Annotated in this window: 11 protein-coding genes; 2 read left to right on the top strand and 9 right to left on the bottom strand. The window is 64.0% G+C overall.

All coding sequences use genetic code 11. From position 1 onward, the window contains the following. Window positions 1–16 precede the first annotated feature (16 nt). Window positions 17–1,390, bottom strand: coding sequence for an MFS transporter (locus CAG46_RS21790; RefSeq protein WP_025338609.1), 1,374 nt, complete (start codon window positions 1,388–1,390; stop codon window positions 17–19). Between the two features lie 375 nt (window positions 1,391–1,765). Between CAG46_RS21790 and quiC the strand changes: the two genes are divergently transcribed. Then, a complete protein-coding gene (quiC, locus tag CAG46_RS21785; protein ID WP_085619190.1) occupies window positions 1,766–3,673 on the top strand; it encodes a 3-dehydroshikimate dehydratase QuiC in 1,908 nt (635 codons plus the stop codon). Between the two features lie 125 nt (window positions 3,674–3,798). On the opposite strand, the gene CAG46_RS21780 is transcribed toward quiC, so the two are convergent. From CAG46_RS21780 to CAG46_RS21760, 5 genes are all read right to left on the bottom strand, one after another. Beyond that, a complete protein-coding gene (locus CAG46_RS21780; RefSeq protein WP_085619252.1) occupies window positions 3,799–4,467 on the bottom strand; it encodes a bifunctional 2-polyprenyl-6-hydroxyphenol methylase/3-demethylubiquinol 3-O-methyltransferase UbiG in 669 nt (222 codons plus the stop codon). Window positions 4,468–4,512: 45 nt separating this feature from the next. Continuing rightward, the gene (locus CAG46_RS21775) at window positions 4,513–5,376 is read right to left on the bottom strand and encodes a sensor domain-containing diguanylate cyclase (protein ID WP_085619188.1); all 864 of its coding nucleotides are present in this window, start codon (window positions 5,374–5,376) and stop codon (window positions 4,513–4,515) included. Window positions 5,377–5,575: 199 nt separating this feature from the next. Further along, entirely contained in the window at window positions 5,576–6,904 is a 1,329-nt protein-coding gene (locus CAG46_RS21770; protein WP_085619186.1) for a TolC family outer membrane protein, read from the bottom strand. 1 nt (window position 6,905) lies between these two features. Beyond that, entirely contained in the window at window positions 6,906–8,246 is a 1,341-nt protein-coding gene (locus tag CAG46_RS21765; RefSeq protein WP_085592711.1) for an HlyD family type I secretion periplasmic adaptor subunit, read from the bottom strand. Window positions 8,247–8,252: 6 nt separating this feature from the next. After that, complete coding sequence (locus CAG46_RS21760) at window positions 8,253–9,989, bottom strand: type I secretion system permease/ATPase (RefSeq protein WP_085619184.1); 1,737 nt, start codon at window positions 9,987–9,989, stop codon at window positions 8,253–8,255. A 544-nt stretch (window positions 9,990–10,533) separates the two neighbouring features. On the opposite strand from CAG46_RS21760, the gene CAG46_RS21755 reads away from it, so the two are divergent. After that, window positions 10,534–22,167, top strand: coding sequence for a peroxidase family protein (locus tag CAG46_RS21755; protein ID WP_085619182.1), 11,634 nt, complete (start codon window positions 10,534–10,536; stop codon window positions 22,165–22,167). Window positions 22,168–22,310: 143 nt separating this feature from the next. Here the strand turns inward: CAG46_RS21755 and ttdB are convergent, their stop codons facing one another. From ttdB to CAG46_RS21740, 3 genes are all read right to left on the bottom strand, one after another. Continuing rightward, window positions 22,311–22,919, bottom strand: a complete 609-nt coding sequence (gene ttdB, locus CAG46_RS21750; RefSeq protein ID WP_003259286.1) for a L(+)-tartrate dehydratase subunit beta — start codon at window positions 22,917–22,919, stop codon at window positions 22,311–22,313. Next, window positions 22,916–23,776: a L(+)-tartrate dehydratase subunit alpha gene (gene ttdA, locus CAG46_RS21745; protein ID WP_085619180.1), complete on the bottom strand. Its 861-nt coding sequence runs from the start codon at window positions 23,774–23,776 to the stop codon at window positions 22,916–22,918. The genes ttdB and ttdA overlap by 4 nt, the downstream gene beginning before the upstream one ends. 92 nt (window positions 23,777–23,868) lie before the next feature. Continuing rightward, window positions 23,869–25,218, bottom strand: coding sequence for a dicarboxylate/amino acid:cation symporter (locus CAG46_RS21740; RefSeq protein ID WP_085619178.1), 1,350 nt, complete (start codon window positions 25,216–25,218; stop codon window positions 23,869–23,871). Window positions 25,219–25,337 lie beyond the last annotated feature (119 nt).

The following is a 25,337-nucleotide window of genomic DNA, read 5'->3' as shown; positions in this document are numbered from 1 at the left end:
AGCCCCCTGCAATCTGTCAGTGGCTCACCGCCTGAAAGCTCCCTTTACGGCTAGCCTCATACGCGGTCTTGTCCATCGGCTTGGCATCGGGGTTGCCAAGGTCTTCCATCGCCAGGCGATGGGTTTCCGGGGCGATGTACGCTGCCAGGGCACACACGCAGGTGATGAAGAACGCCAGGCCACCGACCACCAGCGGGATGTTGTCCGAACCAGGCGGGGCTACCAGGGCGAACAGCGCCGGCAGCATGGCGGTCAGCATGGTGCCGATGTTCTGCGCGATGGCCATGGCCGAAACGCGGTAGCGGGTGTGGAACAGCTCTGGGTAGAAGCTTGGGAACACCGCGTTGTAACCCTGGTACACCATGCCCCACATCACGATCGACGAGGCGAACGCCAGCGGTACGTTCTGAATGCTGATCGCATACAGGTAGACGAAAGCCAGCAGGCCCGAGCCCAGGCAACCGGCGATCATGGTCGGGCGACGGCCGATCTTGTCGGACAGGTTGCCGACAAATGGAATCACCAGCACCGCGACGATGTTGCCGACTACCGGAATCCACAGGTACACGCTCTTGTCGAAGCCGATGCCATAGGCCGGCTGCACCGCGTAGGCCGCACCGAAGATGGTGGCGACTACCGGGATCACGTTCATCAAGGCCATGAACATCACCAGCACCATGTGCTTCCAGCTGTGGCGGAAGGCCTCGCTGATCGGCGACTTGGCGACTTTGTCCTGCTTCTCTTCCTTCACGAACGCCGGGGTTTCGTGCACTTCCTTGCGAATGATGAAGCCGGCGATCAGCACGATGGCGCTCATCAGGAATGGAATGCGCCAGCCCCAGTCGTTGAAGGCTTCGCTGGGCATGAAGTAGGCCAGTGGCAGGAACACTGCCGCCGCCAGCACCTGGCCAGCCTGCACGCCTTGCAGGGTGAAGCTGGCGTAGTAGCCCCGTCGACCGAACGGTGCGTGCTCCATGATCATCGAACTGGCACCGGAGATTTCCCCGGCCACGGCAAAGCCCTGGATCAGGCGCAGCACTACCAGCAAGGCCGGGGCGAGCAGGCCGATGTCGTGGTAGGTGGGCAGCAGGCCAACGGCCATGGTCGACAGGCCCATCAGGAACATGCACAGCAGCAGTACGTTCTTGCGGCCGCGGGTGTCACCCCAGTGGCCCAGCACGAAGGCGCCGACCGGGCGCGCCAGGTAACCCACGCCGTAAGTGGCCAGCGAGGCAATGATGGCCATTTTCGGGTCGGTGTTGGGGAAGAAGATCTGCGGGAAAATCAGCGCAGCGGCCTGGGCGTAGATGAAGAAGTCGTAGTACTCGAGTGCCGAGCCTATCCATCCACTGGCGGTCGCTTTCTTGGCTTGAGAGCTGGAGTGAGCCATCGTTGTCTCCGTTGTTATTGTTGTTTGCACAGGTTCCGCCGGAGATTCGCCAAGGCAGGAGGCGAGGGTCGGTGTGCCTGCGTCTGTGGTTCATGTTGACCACGGGCCAGTGGACTGGCAATTCGCTAAAACCGGTTTTGTGCGATAATCGAACGCAAAACTAACCATTCCGTACAAAGAGATTGAAGCGACGACTTTACCTGCGAATAATCGATCGTGCCAGGAACTGTGGTCCTGATTTTCCAGGTCTGGCCCAATCGCCGGCAAGCCAGCTCCCACAAGGCATGCGCCAATCCTGTGGGAGCTGGCTTGCCGGCGATTGGGCCGGAACAGGCAGCCCTGGCCTCAACCCTCCAACAACAAGGAACTCCCGCCATGCAGCGTTCGATCGCTACCGTGTCCTTGAGCGGCACCCTGCCGGAAAAGCTCGAAGCCATCGCCGCCGCCGGTTTTGACGGCGTCGAGATCTTCGAAAACGACCTGCTCTATTACGCCGGCAGCCCGCGCCAGGTTCGGCAGATGTGCGCCGACCTGGGTATTGCCATCACCCTGTTCCAGCCGTTCCGCGATTTCGAGGGCTGCCGCCGCGACCGCCTGCAGAAAAACCTCGACCGCGCCGAGCGCAAGTTCGACCTGATGCAGGAACTGGGCACCGACCTGGTGCTGGTATGCAGCAACGTCCAGGCCGATGCCCTGGGCGAAGAGCAATTGCTGGTCGACGACCTGCGCCTGCTGGCCGAGCACGCTGGCAAACGCGGCCTGCGCATTGGCTACGAAGCCCTGGCCTGGGGCCGCCACGTCAACACCTACCAGCAAGTCTGGAACCTGGTGCGCCAGGCTGACCACCCGGCCCTCGGGGTGATCCTCGACAGCTTCCACACCTTGTCGCTCAAGGGCGACCCGAGCGCGATCCGCGACATCCCCGGCGACAAGATCTTCTTCGTGCAAATGGCCGACGCGCCGATCCTGGCCATGGATGTGCTGGAGTGGAGCCGCCACTTCCGCTGCTTCCCGGGGCAGGGCGAGATGGACATGGCCGGTTTCCTGGCGCCAATTCTTGCCACTGGCTACCGCGGGCCGCTGTCGCTGGAAATCTTCAACGACGGTTTCCGCGCCGCACCGCCCCGGCAGAACGCCGCCGACGGCCTGCGTTCGCTGCTGTACCTCGAAGAGCACACCCGCCTGCGCCTGGAGCAGGAAGGTACCTCGATCGAGCCCGGTGTGCTGTTCACCCCACCGGCGGCCAGTGCCTATGACGGCGTGGAGTTCCTCGAATTCGCAGTCGACGAAGCCGTTGGCGCGCGCCTGGGCAGCTGGCTGAAGCGCCTGGGCTTTGCCGATGCCGGCAAGCACCGCAGCAAAGAGGTGCAGCTGCTGCGCCAGGGCGATATCAACATTGTGCTGAACGCCGAACCCTATTCCTTCGGCCACAACTTCTTCGAGGCCCACGGGCCGTCGCTGTGCGCCACCGCGCTGCGGGTCAAGGACCAGCAGGCCGCCCTGAAGCGTGCCACCGCCTTCCGTGGCCAGCCGTTCCGTGGCCTGGTCGGGCCCAACGAGTGCGAAGTGCCGGCGGTACGTGCGCCAGATGGCAGCCTGCTGTATCTGGTGGAGCAGAGCACTGCCGGCCAGACCCTGTATGACACCGACTTCAGCCTGGACAAGAATGCCACGGCCACCGGCGGCCTGCGCCGTATCGACCACATGGCCCTGGCCCTGCCGGCCGAGTCGCTGGACAGCTGGGTGCTGTTCTACAAGAGCCTGTTCGATTTCGCTGCCGACGACGAAGTGGTGCTGCCGGACCCTTATGGCCTGGTCAAGAGCCGCGCCCTGCGTAGCCAATGCGGCACTCTGCGCCTGCCGCTGAACATCTCGGAAAACCGCAACACCGCCATCGCCCATGCGCTGTCCAGCTACCGCGGTTCGGGCGTGCACCACATCGCCTTCGATTGCGACGACATCTTCCGCGAGGTGGCGCGGGCAAAACTGGCTGGGGTACCGTTGCTGGAGATCCCGCTGAACTACTACGACGACCTGGCGGCGCGTTTCGATTTCGACGACGAGTTCCTCAGCGAACTGGCCTACTACAACGTGCTGTACGACCGCGATGCCCAGGGCGGCGAGCTGTTCCACGTGTACACCGAGCCGTTCGAAGAGCGTTTCTTCTTCGAGATCATCCAGCGCAAGGGTGGTTATGCCGGTTACGGTGCAGCCAACGTTGCGGTGCGCCTGGCAGCCATGGCCAAGGCCCGCAGCGGGGCGGCGCGCAAGCCGGTCCTGTAGTTGCTGCCTGTACCGGCCTCATCGCCGGCAAGCCAGCTCCCACAGGATCACCACGGCCCGATAGGCCAGTGCAGTACCTGTGGGAGCTGGCTTGCCGGCGATGAGGCCGGTAAAGCCACTGCGGTTCAGCGCCCCTCGGCCACCAACAGCAGCGACTGCGGCAGCGCACTCTGCGGGTGCTGTGGCTCCTGCAGGCTGACCAGCCGCAACCCCGCCATGTCCAGCGCGTTCAACCAGCTGGCCAGGGTACGGAAGTACCACGGCATCACCTGCCAATCCCCGGCGAACCCGGCAAACGCCTCCTCCCGCCAGCCATCCTGGTAATCCCCATCCGCCACGCTCCACGGGTGCAGGGTCTGGATCACCAGCGCACCGCCGGGCGCCAGCAACGCATTCATCGCCGCCAGCAACGGAATAATGTCCTGCTGCAACAGGGCGAAGTTGGCACAGATCAGGTCATAGTCCTTGCCAACATAGGCCTGCCCGGCGGCCAGCTGTGCATAGCTGGCCAGGTGCACCTCGGCGGAGCCTGCAGCACGCGCGGCATCCACCAGCGCCCGGTCTCCATCCACACCTACCGCCTCGACACCCCGGTCGGCCAGCGCGCGCAGCAGCCAGCCTTCACCACAGCCCAGGTCGAGCACCCGTTCGGGCTGGCGGCCAAGAATGGCCAGCAGGATGGCCTGGTCGGTGACCTTGCGACGGCTCTCGATACTGCCGCTGCGTACCGCATCGATCCAGGCCTGGGCGTTGTGCTGCCAGCTGTCGAGCAAGGCGTCTTCAGGGTTGCGCATGGTCATCTCCGTCGTGCTCGTTTCCGCTGGCGGCCGCCAGAGCGCTCAGCCTGCCGCAGCGCGCTGTCGCTTGATCCGGTACATATCGCCATCAGCATGGCGCAGCAGCATGTCGGCATCGTTGCCGTCCTCGGGGAAACGGGCCACGCCAATGCTGCAGGATGGCGCGTCGATGCCGGCAAACTCGGCGCCGAGTGGCTCGGCCATGGCGGCCAGGATGCGTGCCACCTGTTCGGCGATGGCCTCTGGCGACACGTAGTCGGTCAGCAGCACGGTGAACTCGTCACCTCCCATCCGCGCCACTGTATCGGTCGCACCTACGCAGCCTTCCAGGCGCCGCGCCAGGGTGCACAGCACCCGGTCACCCACGCTGTGGCCGTGGTTGTCGTTGATGTCCTTGAAGTCATTGATATCGATGAACAGCAACGCCAGCGGGTGGTTGTGGTGACGGGCCGCGGCAAGGGCGGTGTCCAGCCGCTCATTGAACATGGCCCGGTTGGCCAGGCGGGTGAGTGGGTCATGGTGGGCCAGGAAGCGCAGTTCCTCCTCGGCCTGGCGTTGGGCGGTGACATCCCGCGCCACACCGATGCGGGCATCGGCCTCATCGGACCAGCAGGCGGCCCACAGGATATGCACGATACCGCCATCCTTGCGGATGTAGCGGTTGCGGAAGTCGTAGTGGGATTGGCCGTTCATCACCCGAACGATCGATGCGCGGGTGATCGCCAGGTCGTCAGGGTGCATGTAGTCGGTGATCGGGGTGCCGATCAGTTCGCAGGCCCGGTAGCCCAGCAGCGCCTCGCAGGCATCGCTGACGAAAACGATCTGGTTGTCCCGGTCGACCACGAACACCGTGTCCAGCATCAGGTGGATCAGCCTGGGGTATAACGCTTGCAGGTCTACGGGCATGGGGCAGGGTGTCCGCGGCGGGGTGACCGATCATAGCCTGAAATGGAGCAAAAAGCGGTAGGCGCCGCATACCCTGTGGGAGCGGCCTTGCGTCGCGATGGGCTGCGCAGCAGCCCCAGGGTTTCAGCACCAATGCAGAAATTGCCGGGGCCGCTTTGCGGCCCTTTCGCGACACAAGGCCGCTCCCACAAAGGCAGCATCAATTGGTAACCAATAGTTCCGGCCCGAGGTAATCGTTGATCTGCTGGATATCGTCATCCCCCAGGCTGCCCACCGACGATGCCAGGCGCAGCCGCGACATCAGGTAGTTCAGCTTCGCCTCGAACAGGTCATGCCGGGCGTCAAACAGCAACTCCTCGGCATTGAGCACATCCGAGTTGGTGCTGGTGCCGCCTTCCCGGAAACCCTTGCGGGCCGAAAGCAGCGAGCGTTCGTTCGACGCCACGGCCTTTTCCAGCGCCTGAATGCGCAAGGCGCCACTCTGCACGCCGCGGTACTCGCGGGTGGTGCCGGAAATCACTTCCTCGCGCGTGGCGTCCAGTTCATCCAGGGCCTTGGAACTGTTGGCGCTGGCCTGGCGGGTGAGGGCGCTGGTGCTGCCGCCGCTGTACAACGGAATGTTCAGCTCCAGCCCGATCGAGCTGTAGTGGTTGCGCTGGTTCAGTTCGGAAATCGACTGGCTGCTGCCGGCGGTATAGCCCGCCACGAAATCCAGGGTCGGCCAGTGCCCGGCGCGGGCGCGTTTCACTTCTTCTTCGGCCAGCTCGTAGTTGTGCCGGCGCGCATGAATCAATGGGCTGTCGGCCTGGGCCTTGACCAGCCAGTCCTGCAGGTTGCCCGGCATCAGCGGCGGGGTGCTGAAGCCCGGCTGCAAGGTGGTCAGCGACTCCGGCGTTTCACCGATGTATTCCTCCAGCTTGCGGCGGGCGTTGACCAGGTTGTCCTGGGCCTCGATCAGGTCGGCCTCGGCCAGGTCGCGACGGGCTACTGACTCGTCGATGTCGGTGATGGTGCCGGCACCCAGCTCCATGCGCCGCTTCGCCGACGCCAGCTGCTCTTCGAAGGCATTCAGCTTGGCTTTGGCCAGGGTGATGGTTTCGCTGGCCAGCAGCACGTCGAAGTAGGCGTCGGCCAGGCGCACCGCAGCGTCCTGGGTCTTGGCATCGAACACCGCCACGCTGTAGTCGGCACGTTGCTGGCCCTGGCGGTACTCGGCCATCTTCTGCTTGTTGAACAGCGGTTGGCGCAACCGCACGTTGGCGCCCTTGGAGTCATAGTCCAGGTCGCTGTCCCGGCCATTCTGCCGCTGGCTGCCATTGACCTTGTTGAAGTAGCCCGCAGCGTTGATCTGCGGCAGCAGGCCGGCCTCGCCGATGGCGCGGTTCTCACTGCCGGCTTCTTTCTCGTGCACCGCGGCGCGGTAGATCGGGCCCTGGTACTGCAGCAGGTCCCAGGCTTGCTTCAGGTCCATGGCACTGGCCTGTACGGACAACCCCAACAGGCACAACATCAGGCACGGGCGATTCATGTCATTGCTCCTTGAACGAGGCGTCCACGCGTTCGAGCATCGGCTTGAGCAGGTAGCTGAGCAGGTTGCGCTCGCCGGTCTTGATGGTGACGGTGGCCGGCATGCCGGGGCGGATGTGGTTGCTGCCCAGCAGGCCCATGCCGCCTTGCGTCACTTCCACTTGGGCCAGGTAGTACGGCTGCTTGCTTTCTTCGTCCATCAGGCGGTCGGCGGAAATGGTCATGACCCGCCCGGGGATGTTCGGTGTCTTCGCATGGTTGAAGGCCGGGAAGGCGAGGTCCACGTCCAGGCCCGGCACCATCTTGTCGATGGCCTGCACCGGGATCATCGCGTCGACCTGCAACGGCTGGTCGAGCGGCACCACCTCCATGATCTTGGCTCCAGGCTGGATGATGCCGCCGACCGTGGCGATGCTCAGTGCCTGGACCATGCCGTCGATCGGCGAGCGGATCACCGTGTGGGTCACTTCGTAGTCCAGCGCGCGCAGGCGATCGGCCAGGGTGGTGTTCTCCTTGGCGGTATCGGTCAGTTGCGATTCCACTTCCTTGAGGTAGTCGTGCTGGCGTTGCAGGATGCGCAGCTTGATCTCGGTGGCCTGGCTGCGCGCCCGGGCAATGTTGTTGAGGTTTTCGGCCTGGCCGGCGGACAGGTCGGCATTGTTGCGCTCCAGCTCCAGCAGGCGGTTGCGTGGCACATAGCCTTCGGCGGCCAGCACGCGTGTGCCTTGCAGTTCCTGGTTGAGGAAGCCGATCTGCGAGGCGCGGGCGCCGTACACCTGCTGCAGGCCCTTGAGCTGCACCGCCGTGGCGGCCAGGTTTTCCTCGAGGATGCTCAGTTCACCAGCAAGGCCGGCGCGGCGGGTGTCCAGCAGGCGCTGTTGCAGGTCCATGGCTGCCAGCAGGCGCGGGTCGTTGCCGTAGTGCTTGAGCAGGGCAGGGTCGAAGGTGACCTTGTCGCGGCCATCGCGTTCGGCTTCCAGGCGGTTTTCCACGGTCTTGCTGACGATGTACTGGGCACTGACCGCGCCCTGTTCGGCTACCGCGCGCAGGGCGTCCAGGCGTACCACCTCCTGGCCTTTCTTCACCATGTCGCCTTCACGCACCAGGATCGCCTCGACCGTGCCGCCGGTCAGGTGCTGCACCGCCTTGCGGTTGCTGGTGACCTTGACCGTGCCGGTGGCGACCACCCCGGCATCCAGTGGCGCCAGGCACGACCACAGCAGGAAGCCGCCAAAGCCGGCGATGACCATCCATACGCCCCAGCGTGCCGGCCGGCCCATGTCCAGGTCGATACCGTTGCGGGCCTCGGCGGGAATCAATTCGGTGTGTTGGGTCATCTGCATGATCGATCACTCCCGTGCTTTTACCGAGGCCAGCGGCGCTGCGGTCGCCGCCGGGATCACGCTGGCCTTGCGCAGCGCCGCGAACACTTCGTCGCGGCTGCCGAGCATGTGCACGGCACCGTCACGCAGCATCAGCACCTTGTCGACCGCGCACAGCACATTAGGCCGGTGGGAAATCAGGATTACCGTGGCCCCGCGCGCCTTGAGTTCGGCCAGCGCATCGACCAGGGCCTTTTCGCCAACGTCATCGAGGTTGGCGTTGGGCTCGTCCAGCACCACCAGGTTCGGCTCGCCATACAGCGCACGGGCCAGGGCGATGCGTTGCTTCTGGCCACCGGACAGCGGGCTGCCGTCGGCTGCCAGGCGGGTGTCGTAGCCCTGCGGGAAGCGCAGGATCATGTCGTGCACGCCACTGCTGCGGGCAGCGCGGATCACCGCTTCGCTGTCCACTTCGGTGAAGCGTGCGATGTTCTCGGCGATGGTGCCCTCGAACAACTCCACATCCTGCGGCAGATAGCCGAGCCACGGGCCAAGTTCGGCCTTGTTCCAGGTGAAGATGTCGGCGCCGTCCAGGCGCACCTTGCCGGCCTGGGTCGGCCACACGCCTACCAGCAGGCGGGCGAGGGTGGATTTGCCCGAGGCCGAAGGGCCGATGATGCCCAGGCTTTCACCCGGGACCAGGCTGAAGCTGACCCCGCGCACGATGTTGTTGTTGGTGCCGGGGGCGCCGGCGATCACGTTTTCCACGGCCAGCATGCCCATTGGCCGCTGCAGCGACATGCTCGGTGGCCGCTGCGGGTAGTCGTGCAGCAGGTCGTTGAGCCGGCCCCAGGCGGAACGGCAGCCCAGCAGTTGCTTCCACGCGGCGATCGCCTGTTCAACCGGGGCCAGGGCGCGGCCGGTAAGGATCGAGCAGGCGATCATCATGCCGGGGGTGATCTTGCCCTCGATCGCCAGCAGTGCGCCGGCACCGAGGATCACTGACTGCAAGGTGATGCGCACGAAGCGCCCGGTGCTGCTGATCATTGCGGCGCGGTCGGAGGCCAGGGTCTGCATCTGCAGGATGCGCAAGTGCCCCTGGTACCAGCGCTTGCCTATCGCCGGCAGCATGCCCATGGCTTCGATCACTTCGGCGTTGCGCAGGTTGTTGTTGGCATAGCTGGCCGACGACATGGCCGCCTGGTTGGCCTCGGCCAAGGGTTTTTGCGTGGCCTTCTCGGTGAGGTAGGCCAGGCCCACCAGGATCAGCGAGCCGATCAGCGTCACCAGCCCCAGCAGTGGGTGGATCAGGTAGCAGACCAGCAGGTAGATCGGCGTCCAGGGGGCATCGAAGAAGGCGAACAGGCCGTTGCCGGTCAGAAACTGGCGCACCTGCGCAAGGTCCTGCAGGGCCTGGGCCGGGTTGCCGCCGGCGCGGCTCAGGTTGCGTTCGAAGGCAGCGCTGAAGATGCGTCGGTTGAGGTCCATGTCGAGGAAGTTGCCGACCCGGATCAGTACGCGGGTACGGACCATCTCCAGGGCCGACATGAGCATGAACAAGCCGATCACCAGCAGGGTGAGCATGGTCAGGGTGGTGACGTTGCGGCTGACCAGGGCGCGGTCGTACACCTGCAACATATAAATTGCTGGCGTCAACATCATGACGTTTATGACGCCGCTGAAGGCGGCCAGGGCAAAAAAGCTGCGGCGCAGGCGGAACAGCACGTCGGCCAGCTCGGAACGAGTGCGTGGTGGCTTGTGCATCGGGGCCTCCCTTTATCACAAATCGGGAAGCCCTTGCGGCGCCCCGTGCAGCGGTAATCGTGGCTTCTGGTTGGCTCGCAGGCGGATCGCTCTAATGGCGGATGCTCCAAAACGCTGCGCTGCTCCCACATGCTGGAGCGTAGGTTGCAGCGACATAGCCGGTAATATCGTTTCGCTCTATGAAGTCTTTGAACTTTTCATAAGTGCCAAAAAAACAGCTATTTGCATCGCATTATCATCGGCCGATGATTTTTTCGACGGGATATTGACAACCTTTTCGCCTGCGACTTTAGTCTGATGTATTCGGGCCCTGTGCGAGCTGGGGTCGATGCATGTGCGTTACAGCTGTATCGCATGCTTAACAAGGCTCCCCGGATGGTGGGTGCCGGCTTGCGAATGATGAGGCCAGTGGGGGCCAGCACAAGAGTGTTGTGCCCACTGAACCTGGACCACCGAACCAGTATCTGCGCACGTCAACACTGACTGGGCGCGGGAAGGACCCTGTTGCCCTGTGTCATCTCCGGACAGATCGAGGGCAATTGAAATGGCAGATTTCAGCAAGTCGGACCTGGAGTTCATCCTTCAACAGATTTTCATCGCCGAAGCCCACGCCGATGGCGCGAGCCTGACCGACCTGCTGCCCAACAGCCAGGTACCGTTCGGCCTGCGCACCGTGGACGGCAGCTACAACAACCTGGTAACCGGGCAGAGCGAGTTCGGTGCCGCCGACAACTCGTTCCTGCGCCTGCTCAGCCCCTCCTTCAGCGGCGACTATGCCGGCACCGGCACGGTCACCGATTCGCAACCACGCACCATCAGCAACCTGATCGTCGACCAGACGGCGAACAACCCGGCCGCGGTCGAGGCCAATGGTGGTGCCGCTCCGGTGATCAGCCCCGGCATCGACGGGGTGTTCGGCACCGCTGACGACACCGAAGTGTTCTTCATCCCCAACGTGTCGCCCGACGTCGGCCTGACCGCCGGCTTCAACGCCTGGATGACCTTCTTCGGCCAATTCTTCGACCACGGTCTGGACCTGGTCACCAAGAGCAGCACCGACTTCGTGTTCATCCCGCTGCAGCCGGACGACCCGCTGTTCGTCGAAGGCAGCCCGACCAACTTCATGGTGCTGCCACGGGCTGTGCGTACCGCAGGCGCCGATGGTGTTGTGGGTACCGCCGACGATGGCCAGACCAACACCACTTCGCCGTTCGTCGACCAGAGCCAGACCTACAGCTCGCACCCCTCGCACCAGGTGTTCCTGCGTGAATACACGCTCAATGCCGCAGGCGACCCGGTAGCCACCGGGCGGCTCATCACCAACCGTGACCTGGGTGCCGATGGCCGCTTCGGCACCGCCGACGATGGCAACGGCGAAAGCGGTGGCATGGCCACCTGGGCGGTGGTCAAGGCCCAGGCCCGCGACCTACTCGGCATCAATCTGACCGACGCCGACGTGCACAGCGTGCCACTGCTGGCCACCGACCCCTACGGCAACTTCGTGCGCGGGCCCAACGGCATGCCGCAGGTGGTGATGCGCGTTAGCAATGGCGCCGACAACATCGCCGGCACCGCCGACGACGTCACCACGCTGGTCGAAGGCAACCGCGACGCGCCGATCAGCCTGGCCAATGCCGTGAGCACCGGGCATGGCTTCCTCGACGACATCGCCCACAACGCCGCGCCGGTGATCGTGAACGGTGTGCTGCAGGCCGACGCCGATACTGCCGTCGGCAACGCACAGCCGGTGGGGCCGGGTGGCAACAACCTGACCTACGACAACGAACTGCTCGACGCCCACTACATCGCCGGCGACGGCCGGGTGAACGAGAACATCGGCCTGACTGCCGTGCACCATGTGTTCCACTCCGAGCACAACCGCCTGGTGCAGCAGACCAAGGACACCCTGCTGGCTTCCGGCGACGTGGCGTTCCTCAACCAGTGGCTGATCGATGATGTCGCTGCCATCCCCACCACGCCCGCCGAAATCGCTGCGCTGGTATGGGACGGCGAGCGGCTGTTCCAGGCGGCCAAGTTCGGCACCGAGATGCAGTACCAGCACCTGGTGTTCGAAGAGTTCGCCCGTACCATCCAGCCGCAGATCGACGAGTTCCTGGCCCCCAACGGCTACGACACCTCGATCGACCCGGCCATCCTCGCCGAGTTCGCCCATGTGGTGTACCGCTTCGGTCACTCGATGCTGACAGAGACCGTCGACCGCTTCGATCCGGCGTTCTCCCCGGTGAACGGCGACCCGCAGCTCGGCCTGATCGCTGCCTTCCTCAACCCGCTGGCCTTCGCCGGCAGTGGCGCTACCGCCGACGAAGCGGCCGGCGCGATCATCCGTGGCGTCACCCGTCAGCTGGGCAACGAAATCGACGAGTTCGTCACAGAGGCGCTGCGCAACAACCTGCTTGGCCTGCCGCTGGACCTGCCCGCGCTGAACATTGCCCGTGGCCGTGACACCGGCATCCCCACCCTCAACGAGGCGCGGCGCGATTTCTATGCCATGACCGGCGACAGCCAGCTCAAGCCTTACATCAGCTGGGCCGACTTTGCCGACCATCTCAAGCACCCGGCGTCGCTGATCAACTTCATCGCCGCCTACGGTACCCACGCCACCATCACCGGGGCGGACACCGAAGCGGCCAAGCGCGCCGCCGCCGTGGCGCTGGTGCTTGGCGGTGACGGCGCGCCAGCGGACCGCCTGGACTTCCTCAACGGCACCGGCGCCTACGCCAACGTGACACTGGTCGGCGCGGACGGCATCCCCGGCACCGCCGATGACATCACCGGAGTGACCGTGACCGGCGTCGATGACATCGACTTCTGGGTCGGCGGCCTGGCCGAGCAGAAAATGCCATTCGGCGGCATGCTCGGCTCCAGTTTCAACTTCGTCTTCGAGACCCAGCTGGAAGCCCTGCAGAACGGCGACCGGTTCTACTACCTGTCGCGCACCGCGGGCATGAACTTTGGCACCGAGCTGGAGAACAACTCCTTCGCCAAGCTGATCATGCTCAACTCCGATGTCACCCACCTGTCCAACACCGTGTTCCTCACGCCGACCTTCACCCTCGAGGTGAACCAGGCCAACCAGTTCACCGGGCTGGGGGCCGATGGCCGGGCCGACCCGACGGGCGGCATCATGATCAACGGCGTCGAAGTGGTGCCGCTGGTGATTCGCGACAACCCCGATACGGTGGGCACCGACACCAACTTCCTGCATTACACCGGCGAAGACCACGTGGTGCTGGGCGGCACTTCCGGCAACGACATCATCATCTCCGGTGAGGGCGACGATACTGTCTACGGCGACGCCGGCAACGACACCCTGGAAGGCGGTGCGGGCAATGATGCGGTGCTGGGCGGTGCCGGTGATGACATCATCACCGACTCCTTTGGCGACAACCGCCTGGAAGGCAACGACGGCAACGACGTGATCGTCGCCGGCAGCATGCTGGTGGGCGGTAACCTGATCCTGGGCGGCAACGGCCAGGACTTCATCATCACCACCGAGGACATCAGCACCACCTTCGGCGGCCAGGGCGACGACTTCATCCTCGGCGCCAAGACCAACCTGCCACCGACCGGCAACGAGGGTGACGACTGGATCGAGAAGGGCACCCAGGACGGTGCGCCCGGCGACAACTTTGCGCCGCTGCTGGGTGACGAAGTGGTCGGCAACGACATCTTCGTCGGTGGCGGTGGCTTTGACGAGATGATCGGCGAGGGCGGTGACGACATCTTTGTCGGCAGCGACGCCCAGGACAAGATGGACGGCATGTCCGGCTTCGACTGGATTACCAACAAGAATGACCAGGTTGGCGTCACCGTCGACCTGACCCTGGCCGCCCTGGCTCAACCCCATGGCAACGCACCGAACCAGAACACCGGTATTTTCAACCCGGTCGGCGCCTCGCCGGCTTCCATCCTCGACCGCTTTGCCGAGGTCGAGGGCGTGTCCGGCTCGAACTTCGCCGATGTGCTCAAGGGCGATAATGTCGATGCCGTGACCATCCTCAACCACGGCGGTGCCACCGGCAGTGCGCTGACCAACGTGGCACTGATCCGTGGCCTGCAGCAGTTCCTGGCCGATGCCGGGTTGCCAACCACCGGCTTTGCCACCGGCAACATCATGCTCGGCGGCAACGGCAGCGACCTGATCGAAGGCCGTGGGGGCGATGACCTGATCGACGGTGACAAGTGGCTCAACGTGCGCATCGCCGTGTATGCCCCAGGAGACGTCAACCACACCGGCCCTGAGATCGCCAGCTTCGACAGCATGGTCGACATGATTCCGTTCATGCTCGACCGCACCTACAACCCAGGCCAGCTCAAGGCCGTGCGGGAAATCCTGCCCGGCACCTCGACGGGAGGCGCGGCGTTCGACACGGCAGTGTTCTCGGGGGTGCAGAGCGAGTACACGGTGACGCAGAACACCAAAGGTACGCTCGACACTTCCGATGATGTCTGGACAGTGACCGACAACGTCGATGGCCGCGATGGCGTCGATACCCTGCTGCACATCGAGCGCCTGCAGTTCGCCGACAGCCAGCGGGTGCTGGTGGAGGGGCTGAATGCGCAGCCTACCGGCAGCCCGGCCATTACTGATGGCAACGGCGGTGCGATCACCGTGGGCGATGTCCTTACCGTAAACGTGGCCGGCGTGCTGGATGCTGACAACATCAGTGCCGGCAACCCGCTGGGCACGCTCGCCGACCGTTCGGTGTCGTACTACTGGCAGTTCGAGGCCACCCCGGGCAGTGGCGTGTTCGAAGACATCATCCTGCTGCCGGCCGGCGACCTGGCGTTCCAGAGTGCCGACGGCACCACGTTCAAGGTGTCGCCGGACCTGGCCGGGTTGTCGCTGCGGGTCAAGGCGATCTACCAGGACGCCCATGGCACCACCGAAGTGCTGTTCTCCCAGCCCACTACCGTGGTGCAACCGGGCGCGCCTGTGGTACCGACGCCAGCCACGCCGGTGGCGGATGCCACTGCTGGCGGTGCCGGGCTGCACATGGTGCGTTCCGACCTCAACTTCATCCTCGACCAGATCAAGATCGCCGAGGCAGATGCCAACGGGGCAGACATCCTCTCGCTGCTGCCCAACATCCGTGCGCCGCTGGGCTTGCGTGCGGTGGATGGCTCGAACAACAACCTGATGAACCTCAACGGCATCAACAACACCCAGTTCGGTGCCGCCGACAACGTCTTCCCGCGCTTGACCGACCCGGTGTTCAACCCGGCCGAAGGTGCACCGGCCGGCTTCTTCGGCCCTGGCTCGCCGGCCATTCCGGGCTCGTCTTACGAGCAGACCAGCGGCCCGGTGTTCGACTCGCAGCCGCGCACCATCAGCAACCTGGTCGTCGACCAGACTTCCAACAACCCGGCGGCCTATGCCACCGCGTATGACCCGGGTGCGGACGGCGTGCTCAACTTCGGTGCCGTGGGCAACGACGACGTGCTCAAGGACGGCGTGCGCATCGTCGCCAGCCCGGGCCTGGACGGCCAGTTCGGCACCGCCGACGACCACGACGTGTACCTGTTCGAGAACACCGCCGCCGATGCTGGCCTGTCTGCGCCGTTCAACGCCTGGATGACCTTCTTCGGGCAGTTCTTCGACCATGGCCTGGACCTGGTCACCAAGGGGGGCTCGGGCACCATCTTCATCCCGCTGCAGCCGGATGATCCGCTGTTCGTGGAAGGTGGCTCCGCCAACTTCATGGTGGTGACCCGTGCCACCAACCTGCCTGGGCCGGATGGCATCCTCGGCAACGCCGATGACATCCACGAGCACACCAATACCACCACCCCGTTCGTGGATCAGAACCAGACCTACAGCTCGCATCCTTCCCACCAGGTGTTCCTGCGCGGCTATCTGCTGACCGACGACGGGCCTATCGCCACCGGCCGATTGATCACCAACCGGGACCTGGGCGCCGACGGCCGCTACGGTACCGCCGACGACACCGAAATTGGTGGCATGGCGACCTGGAAGGTGGTCAAGGCCCAAGCCCGTGACGTGCTGGGCATCAACCTGACCGACGCAGACGTCGACAACGTGCCGCTACTGGCGACCGATGCCTACGGCAACTTCATCAAGGGGCCCAACGGTTTCCCGATGGTGATCATGAAAGGGGCAGACGGCATTGCCGGCACGGCCGACGACCAGCAGGTCGAAGGCAACCCGCTGGCGCCGATCGACCTGACCAATGCCGTGCGCACCGGTCACCAGTTCCTTGCCGACATCGCCCACAATGCCGTGCCGGTGTTCAGCAACGGCGTACTGGTGCCTGATGCCGATACCGATGTGGGCAATGCCGTGCCGGTGAACCCGCAGACTGGCGCCAACCTGGCCTACGACAACGAACTGCTCGATGCGCACTACATCGCCGGCGACGGCCGGGTCAACGAGAACATCGGCCTGACTGCCGTGCATGCGATCTTCCACTCCGAGCACAACCGGCTGGTGGCGCAGACCATGGACACCGTGCTCGATTCGGGTGACCTGGCCTTCATCAACGAGTGGCTGCTCAACCCGATAACCGTGCTGCCGGCCGACCAGGCCGCAATCGACGCGCTGGTGTGGAATGGCGAGCGGCTGTTCCAGGCCGCCAAGTTCGGTACCGAGATGCAGTACCAGCACCTGGTGTTCGAGGAGTTCGCCCGCACCGTACAACCGCGGGTCGACCTGTTCTTCGCCCCGACCCAGGTGTATGACGTCGACCTCGATGCGTCGATCGTGGCCGAATTCGCCCACACCGTGTACCGCTTCGGCCACTCGATGCTGACCGAGACCGTCGACCGCTTCGACGTCGACTTCACCGTCATCAGCGACCCGGCCAGCGCCAACCCCGACCAGCAATTGGGCCTGATCGCGGCGTTCCTCAACCCGCTGGCGTATGCCGCCAGTGGCGTCACCCCCGAGGATGCCACCAGTGCCATCGTGCGCGGGGTCACCCGCCAGGCCGGTAACGAGATCGACGAGTTCGTCACCGAGGCGCTGCGCAACAACCTGCTCGGTCTGCCGCTGGACCTGCCGGCGATCAACATCGCCCGTGGCCGCGACGTCGGTATTCCTTCGTTGAACGCTGTGCGCCGCGACATCTACGCGCAAACCGGCGATACCCAGCTCAAGCCTTACACCAGCTGGGTCGACCTGGTGCAGCACCTGAAGCATCCGGAGTCGCTGATCAACTTCATCGCCGCCTACGGCACCCATAGCACCATCACCGGGGCCACCACGTTGCTGGAGAAACGCGCGGCGGCCATGGCCCTGGTGTTCGGCGGCGACGGCGCGCCGACCGATCGCCTGGACTTCCTCAACAGCACCGGAGCCTACGCCAACGTCACGCTGCCTGGCAGGGATGGCGTGCTGGGTACCGCCGATGACCTGAGGGCAGTGACCGTGACCGGGGTCGATGCCATCGACCTGTGGATTGGCGGCCTGGCCGAAGCGAAAACACCGTTCGGCGGCATGCTCGGCAGCACCTTCAACTTCGTGTTCGAGAACCAGATGGAGAAACTGCAGGATGGCGACCGCTTCTACTACCTGGAGCGCACCGCCGGCCTGTCGATGAACGCCGAGCTGGAAAGCAACTCGTTCGCCAAGCTGATCATGGCCAACACCTCGGCCACCCACCTGCCGGGCCTGGTGTTCTCCGACCCGGGCTTCTACCTGGAAGTGGACCAGAGCAAGCAGTTCAACGAAGGCCTGGGCAACCTCGACCCACTGGGCGAAAACGGCGAGCAGGTGGTGTTCCGCGACAGCCCGCTGACGGCAGGCCCGGACACCAACTACATCCGCTATGCCGGTGCCGAGCACATCGTGCTGGGCGGCACCGAGGGTGACGACATCCTGGTGTCCAGCGAGGGTGACGATACGGTCTGGGGCGATGGCGGCAACGACCGCATCGAGGGTGGCGACGGCAACGACCAGCTGCGTGGTGGTGCCGGCGACGACATCATCAGCGACATGGGTGGTGACGACAACATCCAGGGCGGCGACGGCAACGATGTGTTGCACGGCGGTAATGGCGTCAACCTGATCATCGGCGGTTTCGGCAACGACTTCATCGTCACCGGTGAGGACGCCTCCGAAGCCATTGGCGGCCAGGGCAACGACTTTATCCTCGGCAGCAAGGCCAACGAGCAGGACATGGGCAACGAAGGTGACGACTGGATCGAGAAGGGCACCTCGGACGGTGCGCCTGGTGACAACTTCGACCCGCTCGGCAACGACCCGATCATCGGCAACGACGTGTTCATCGGTGGCAACGAGAACGACAAGTTCAACGGTGAAGGCGGCGACGACATCATGGTCGGCAGCCTGGGCTTCGGTGACCGCTACATCGGTGGTTCCGGCTACGACTGGGCGACCTTCAAGGGCCTGGCCCAAGGCGTGACTGCTGACTTCAGCGATCGCTTCTTCGATGTGCCGCCGGTACCGGGCTCGGGCGCGTCTGCGCTGGTGCGCTTCGACATCATGGAAGGCCTGTCGGGTTCGGCCCATGGCGACTTCCTGCGCGGTGACAGCGAAACTTCTGCCACCTTGCCTACCAACGGCGCCAACGGCAGCGTGCTGACCAACATCAGCCTGATCGACGGCCTGTCCGGCCTGCTGGCTGCCGGGGCAACGTTCTACGACGGTGGCAACATCATCCTCGGCGGCAGCGGCAGCGACCTGATCGAAGGCCGTGGCGGCGACGACATCCTCGACGGTGACAAGTGGCTGAACGTGCGCATCAGCGTGCGCGCCAACAGCGACGGCACCGGCCCGGAAATCGCCAGCTTCGACAGCATGGAGCCGATGGTGCCGCTGATGCTCAATGGCACCTACAACCCGGGCCAGCTGGTGATCGTCCGTGAAATCCTGAGCGGCACCGACAGCTACGACACGGCGGTGTTCTCGGGGGTAGCCACCGACTATAGCGTGGTGGTCGATGGCAACTCGGTGATCGTCACTGACCTGGTGGACGGGCGTGATGGTGTCGACCGCCTGACCGGTATCGAGCGCCTGCAGTTCTCCGACAGCGCCCAGGCCTCCGGTGTGGGCACTGCGGTCAACGCCGGCCCAACGGGCCACCTGGCGATCCTCGACGCTGTCACCGGCCTGCGTAACGACACATCGGTCAGCGGCCAGTTGCTGCGGGTGAGCAACGTGGCGGTGCACGATGCCGACAATGTCAGCGCCACCAATGCGAGCGGCGCCATCAACGGCCCTGTGGCGTACTACTGGCAAGTCGAGACCCTGCCAGGTTCGGGTGTCTATGAAGACATCACCTTCGTCGCTGCCGGCGAAGTTTCCCGGGCCACCGGCGCCACCTACCGGGTCACGGACGATGTGGCGGGGCTGAACATCCGCGTACGGGCGGTGTACCAGGACGCCAAGGGCACGCTGGAAATCGTCGATTCGTCGGCGAACAGCGCGCCGACCGCCGGGCCGACCGTGACCGGGCTGCTGGTGCAGAACCAGACCCTCACCGCCAACACCGCGACCATCGTCGATGCCGACGGCCTGAGCAACCCGCAGTTCACCTTCCAGTGGCAGTCCAACCGCGGGCTCGGTTGGGTCAATATTGCCGGCGCCATCAGCAGCACCTTTGTCCTTACCCAGGAACAGGTGGGGCAGAACATGCGGGTGGTGGTCAGCTATGTGGATGACGTCGGGGTGCAGGAAAGCATCGCCTCCGACATCCTCGACCCGGTGGCCAACGTCAACGATGCGCCTACCGGTGCCGTGCTGATCAGCGACACCACGCCAGCCCTGGGGCAGACGTTGACGGCGCTTACCGGCAGTATTGCCGACCTGGACGGGCTGGGGGCGTTCAGCTTCCAGTGGCAGCAAGGAACTGGTACGTCGTTCAGTAACATTGTTGGTGCGACTGCCGCTACCTTCACCCCAGGTCCGTCGCAGGCCCACTTCCAACTGCGCGTGCTGGTGCGCTACACCGACGGTTTCGGCGCCCAGGAAACTGTGACTTCTGCAGCGACGGCGGAAGTGCCGGGGGTGCCAGGCGTGACGCTGGTTGGTACAACCGCCGCAGATACCCTGACCGGCACAGTGGGTGACGACGTCCTGCTTGGTCTGGCTGGTAACGATACGCTCATCGGCCTGACCGGGTTTGATCAGTTGTTCGGTGGTGATGGCAACGACACGCTCGATGGCGGTGAGGGCAACGATATCCTCGACGGCGGTGCCGGCAATGACGTGCTCAATGGTGGGCTCGGTGCAGATGCGATGACGGGCGGCGCTGGCAACGACACCTTCGTCGTCGACAACGCTGGTGACACCATCAGCGAGGCGGCTGGCGGGGGCTCGGACCTAGTGCAGACCAGCCTGGCAAGCTTCACCTTGGGCGCTAACCTGGAGAACTTGAGCTTCACCGGCACCGGCAACTTCACGGGTGTGGGTAATGCCTTGGCCAATACCATCGTCGGTGGTGCCGGCAACGACTTCCTCAACGGTGGTGCGGGTATCGACCAGCTGGTGGGTGGTGCCGGTAACGACAGCTATGTGGTCGACAATGCTGCCGATGTGCTCGTGGAGCAGGCAGGCGGTGGTACTGACCTGGTGCGCACGACGTTGACCAGCTGGACGCTGGGCAACAACCTGGAGAACCTGACCTACTTCGGAGCCGCCAACTTCGTTGGTACTGGTAACGGCCTGGACAACGTCATTACTGGCGGTTCAGGTAATGACATCCTCACTGGCAACGCTGGCAACGATACACTCAACGGCGGGCTCGGTACGGACACAATGATCGGCGGAGCTGGTGACGACACCTTTGTCGTCGACAACGCCGCAGACATCGTCGTCGAGGTGTTGGGCGGTGGCTCCGATTTGGTGCGCACTAGCCTGGCGAGCTACACCCTGGCGGCAACCCTGGAAAACCTGAACTTTACCGGCACCGGCAACTTTGCAGGTGTAGGTAATGGCCTGGCCAACAACATCGTCGGCGGAGCCGGAAACGACTTCCTTAACGGCGGTGCGGGGATCGACCTGTTGGTAGGCGGTACCGGCAACGACAGCTATGTGGTCGATAATGCCGGGGACGTGCTGGTGGAACAGGCAGGGGCTGGTACCGATCTGGTGCGGACGACGCTGACCAGCTGGACGCTGGGCAACAACCTGGAGAACCTCACCTACTTCGGCGCCGGCAACTTCGTCGGTACCGGTAACGCCCTGAACAACGTCATTACCAGCGGCTCGGGCAATGATGTCCTGAACGGTGGGGCAGGCGCAGATACCATGACAGGTGGTGCCGGCAACGACACCTATGTTGTCGATAACCTGGGTGACACTGTCACCGAGGCTGCTGGCGGCGGCACGGACCAGGTGCAGACCAGCCTGGCAACCTACACCTTGGCCGCGACCCTCGAGAACCTGACCTTTACCGGCACCGGCAACTTCGTCGGCGTGGGTAATGCCTTGGCCAATACCATCGTCGGCGGAGCCGGTAACGACTTCCTCAATGGTGGTGCGGGTATCGACCAACTGGTGGGTGGTGCCGGCAATGACAGCTATGTAGTCGACAATGCCGGCGACGTGCTCGTTGAACAGGCCGGCGGTGGTACCGACCTGGTGCGCACGACGCTGACCAGCTGGACGCTGGGCAACAACCTGGAGAATCTGAGGTACTTCGGCGCCGCCAACTTCACCGGTACCGGTAACGCCCTGGATAACGTCATCACTGGTGGCTCAGGTAATGACACCCTCAACGGTGGCGACGGCAACGACAGCCTGGATGGTGGTCTCGGTGTCGACATCCTGAACGGTGGGGCAGGCAACGACACGCTGTTCGGCGATGATGGCAACGACATCCTGTCGGGTGGTAACGGCAGTGACTTCATCAACGGTGCGGCTGGCAACGACACGGTCAACGGCGGCGCGGGCGATGACACGATGATGGCCACTGATGGCAATGATGTCTTCCAGTTCGCCGCAGGCTTCGGCAATGACCTGATCATCAACTTCGACAGCGATGCGACGGGTGGGCAGGACCTGCTGGATATCACCGCCTTCAACATCACCGCGGCCACCTTTGCCGCCAACGTTACCATCGCCGATGACGGCGCGGACACGCTGGTCAGCATCGGTGCTACCGACTCCATCCGCCTGGTGGGAGTGGCGGATGCAACCACGGTGACCGCAGCGGACTTCAACCTGTCGGTTTGAGGAACCGCAGGAAAAGCTGTTGGCTTGAAATGCACGGGCTGCTGCGCAGCCCGTCGCGACACAAGGCCGCTCCTACAGGAGATCCCCTGTAGGAGCGGCCTTGTGTCGCGATGGGCCGCAAAGCGGCCCCATGTCGCACGCAGTTACTTGATGAACCGCACCTGGCTGTTGATCTTCTCGATCACCGCCCCCTTGCGTTCGTTGAACCGGGCCTTGTTCTGCTCGAACAGGTTGTTGCCCTTGGTGTCGATGGAGATGATCAACGGGCCGAACTCGCGCACGCGGTTCACCCATAGCGTCTCCGGCATGCCCAGGTCCTGCCATTCCGCACGCTCGATCTCTTCCACCTGGGTCGCCGCCAGCACCGCGCAACCGCCCGGGAACACTGCATGCACTGCCTTGTTTTCCAGGCAACCGGTCGTAGTCTCCGGGCCCATGCCACCCTTGCCGACGATCAGCTTTACGCCGGTCTGCTCGATGAACTGCTTCTCGAACTTTTCCATGCGCATGCTGGTGGTCGGGCCGATGGAGACCATCTCGAAGCTGCCATCGTCCTTCTTCCTGACGATGGGGCCTGCGTGGAAAATCGCGCCGCCACGCAAGTCGACCGGCAGCTCGCGGCCCAGTTCGATGAGCCGGCGGTGGGCAACGTCACGGCAGGTCACCAGTTGGCCGGTGAGGTAGACCACATCGCCCACGTTGAGGTTGGCCAGGTCTTCGTCGCTGATAGGTGTGCTCAGGATCTTTTTCACAGTACTACCCCTTCGTGCGAGAGGATGTCGTAGGAGAGGTCGGCGTTGATGCGGATCTTGCCGCGGCGGTGCGCCCAGCAGCCGGTGGACACCGCCACACCGATGGTGGACGGGTGGCGGGCCGAAGACTCGATGTTCACGCCCATCACGCTGCTGTTGCCGGTCAGGCCCTGCGGGCCGATGCCGATTTCGTTGAGGCCATCCTCCAGCAGCTTTTCCATCATCGCCGCGCTTTCGTTGGGGTGGCTTGAGTCCACTTCGCGCAGGATGGCCTTCTTCGACAGGCGTGCCGCCGTCTCCACCGAGGTCGATACCCCTACACCCACCAGCAGTGGCGGGCAGGCGTTGACACCGCGCGAGGTAATGACATCGAAGACGAACTCGGTCACCCCTTCATAGCCTTGCCCCGGCATCAGTACCTTGGCCGAGCCAGGCAGGGTGCAGCCGCCGCCGGCCATGTACACGTCGACGATGGCGTAGTCGGCATCGGGAATGATTTCCCAGTCCAGCCACGGGATCTTCGAGCCGGTGTTGGTGCCGGTGTTCTTCTCGATGAAGGTTTCCACCGCATTGTGGCGCAGCGGCCCCTGGATGGTGGCTTCCCTGGTGGCGTTCTCGAGGATGCCTTCCATCTCGCCCAGCAGCGGAAAGCGCGCGCCCGCCGAGACGAAGTACTGGATGACGCCGGTGTCCTGGCAGCTGGGCCGGTTGAGCTTGTCGGCGTATTCCTGGTTGTCGGCCATCGAGTCGTACACGGCGATGGCCAGCGGGTTGGTTTCGGCGGCGCGCAACTTGGCGGTCTTTTCCTTGACGTCGCGGGGCAGGCGCTTGCCGATATAGGCGGTGAACTTGGCCATCACGTCGGTAAGCGATGACACGGCTGTTCTTTGTCCATGATTATTTCCTCACTGCATCACAAGGCGGGTTCTTTTTGCTGTTTTTCGAAAGGTCAGGGTGCGGGTGTGCCGACCTCCATGCGTGCAAGGGCAGGGTGCGGCACAGCGGCCTCGGGTTCGGGGTCGGCCGGCAGCTGGCCGTCCAGGGCCTGGGCCATGCGCTGCTTGTCCAGCGCACCCACCCAGTTGGCGATGGCCACGGTGCCGACCGCGTTGCCGATGGTGTTGGTGATGGCCCGGGCTTCGGACATGAAGCGGTCCACGCCCAGCAGCAGGACCATGCCGGCCACCGGGATGTTGTCCATGGTCGCCAGGGTCGCGGCCAGGGTGATGAAGCCCGAGCCGGTTACGCCTGCAGAGCCTTTGGAGGTGAGCAGCAGCACACCCAGCACGATCAGTTGGTCCATCAGGGTCAACGGTGTGTTGGTGGCCTGGGCGATGAAGATGGCGGCCATGGTGTAGTAGATGCACTGGCCGTCCGGGTTGAAGGTAAGGCCCGAGGGGATCACCAGGCCGACCACAGGCTTGGACACGCCAACCTTTTCCAGCTTGTTCATCAGTTGCGGCACCACCGACTCGGATGAGCTGGTACCCAGTACCGTGAACAGTTCTTCCTTGAGGTACTTGAGGAACTTCCACAGGTTGAAGCCGCACAGCCGGGCAATGGCGCCCAGCACCACCACCACGAACAGGAAGCAGGTCAGGTACATGGTCGCCATCAGCTTGCCCAGCGAAACGATCGAGCCCAGCCCGTACTTGCCTACGGTGAAGGCCATGGCCCCGCAGGCGGCCAGCGGTGCCACGCGCATGATCATGCCGACGATGAAGAACATGCCGTGGGAGAACGCTTCGAGCACATCCACCATCGGCTTGCCGCGCGGGCCCAGGTGGGAGAGGGCGATGCCGAACAGGGTGCTGAACAGCAGAATCGGCAGGATCTCGTTCTTGGCGAAGGCATCGGTCACGCTGCCGGGTATCACATGCAGCAGGAAATCGATGAACCCGCCGCTGTTGCCGGCTGCCGCGGCGGTGTAGGTGGAGATGCTCTTGGCATCCAGGGTGGCAGGGTCGACGTTCATGCCCTGGCCGGGCTGCACGATGTTGACCACCACCAGCCCCAGTACCAGGGCAAAGGTGGACAGCACTTCGAAGTAGATCAGCGCACGCACGCCGACGCGGCCGAGTTCCTTCATGTTTTCCATCTTGGCGATGCCCAGCACCACCGTGGCGAAGATGATCGGGGCGAAGACCATCTTGATCAGTTTGATGAAGGCATCACCAATGGGCTTCAGGTCAGCGCCAACCTGTGGCCAGAACACTCCGATCAGCACCCCGAGGGTTACGCCGATCAATACCTGTACGTAGAGCTTGCCGAACAACTTGCCGAACAATCGCTTGGCCATTGCCGTCTCCGAATTATTGTTGTGAGTCGGATTTATCTGGCGGCCGGGCTGCTCGTGAGGGGTGCAGGTCACACCTGGCCTTGGCGGCCGAAGAGCCCAGCTTTCTTGTGGTTAATCAC

Source organism: Pseudomonas sp. B23(2017) (genome assembly GCF_002113725.1).
In the GTDB taxonomy this organism is placed as follows: domain Bacteria; phylum Pseudomonadota; class Gammaproteobacteria; order Pseudomonadales; family Pseudomonadaceae; genus Aquipseudomonas; species Aquipseudomonas putida_Z.
This window is presented reverse-complemented; position numbering and strand designations above follow the sequence as displayed.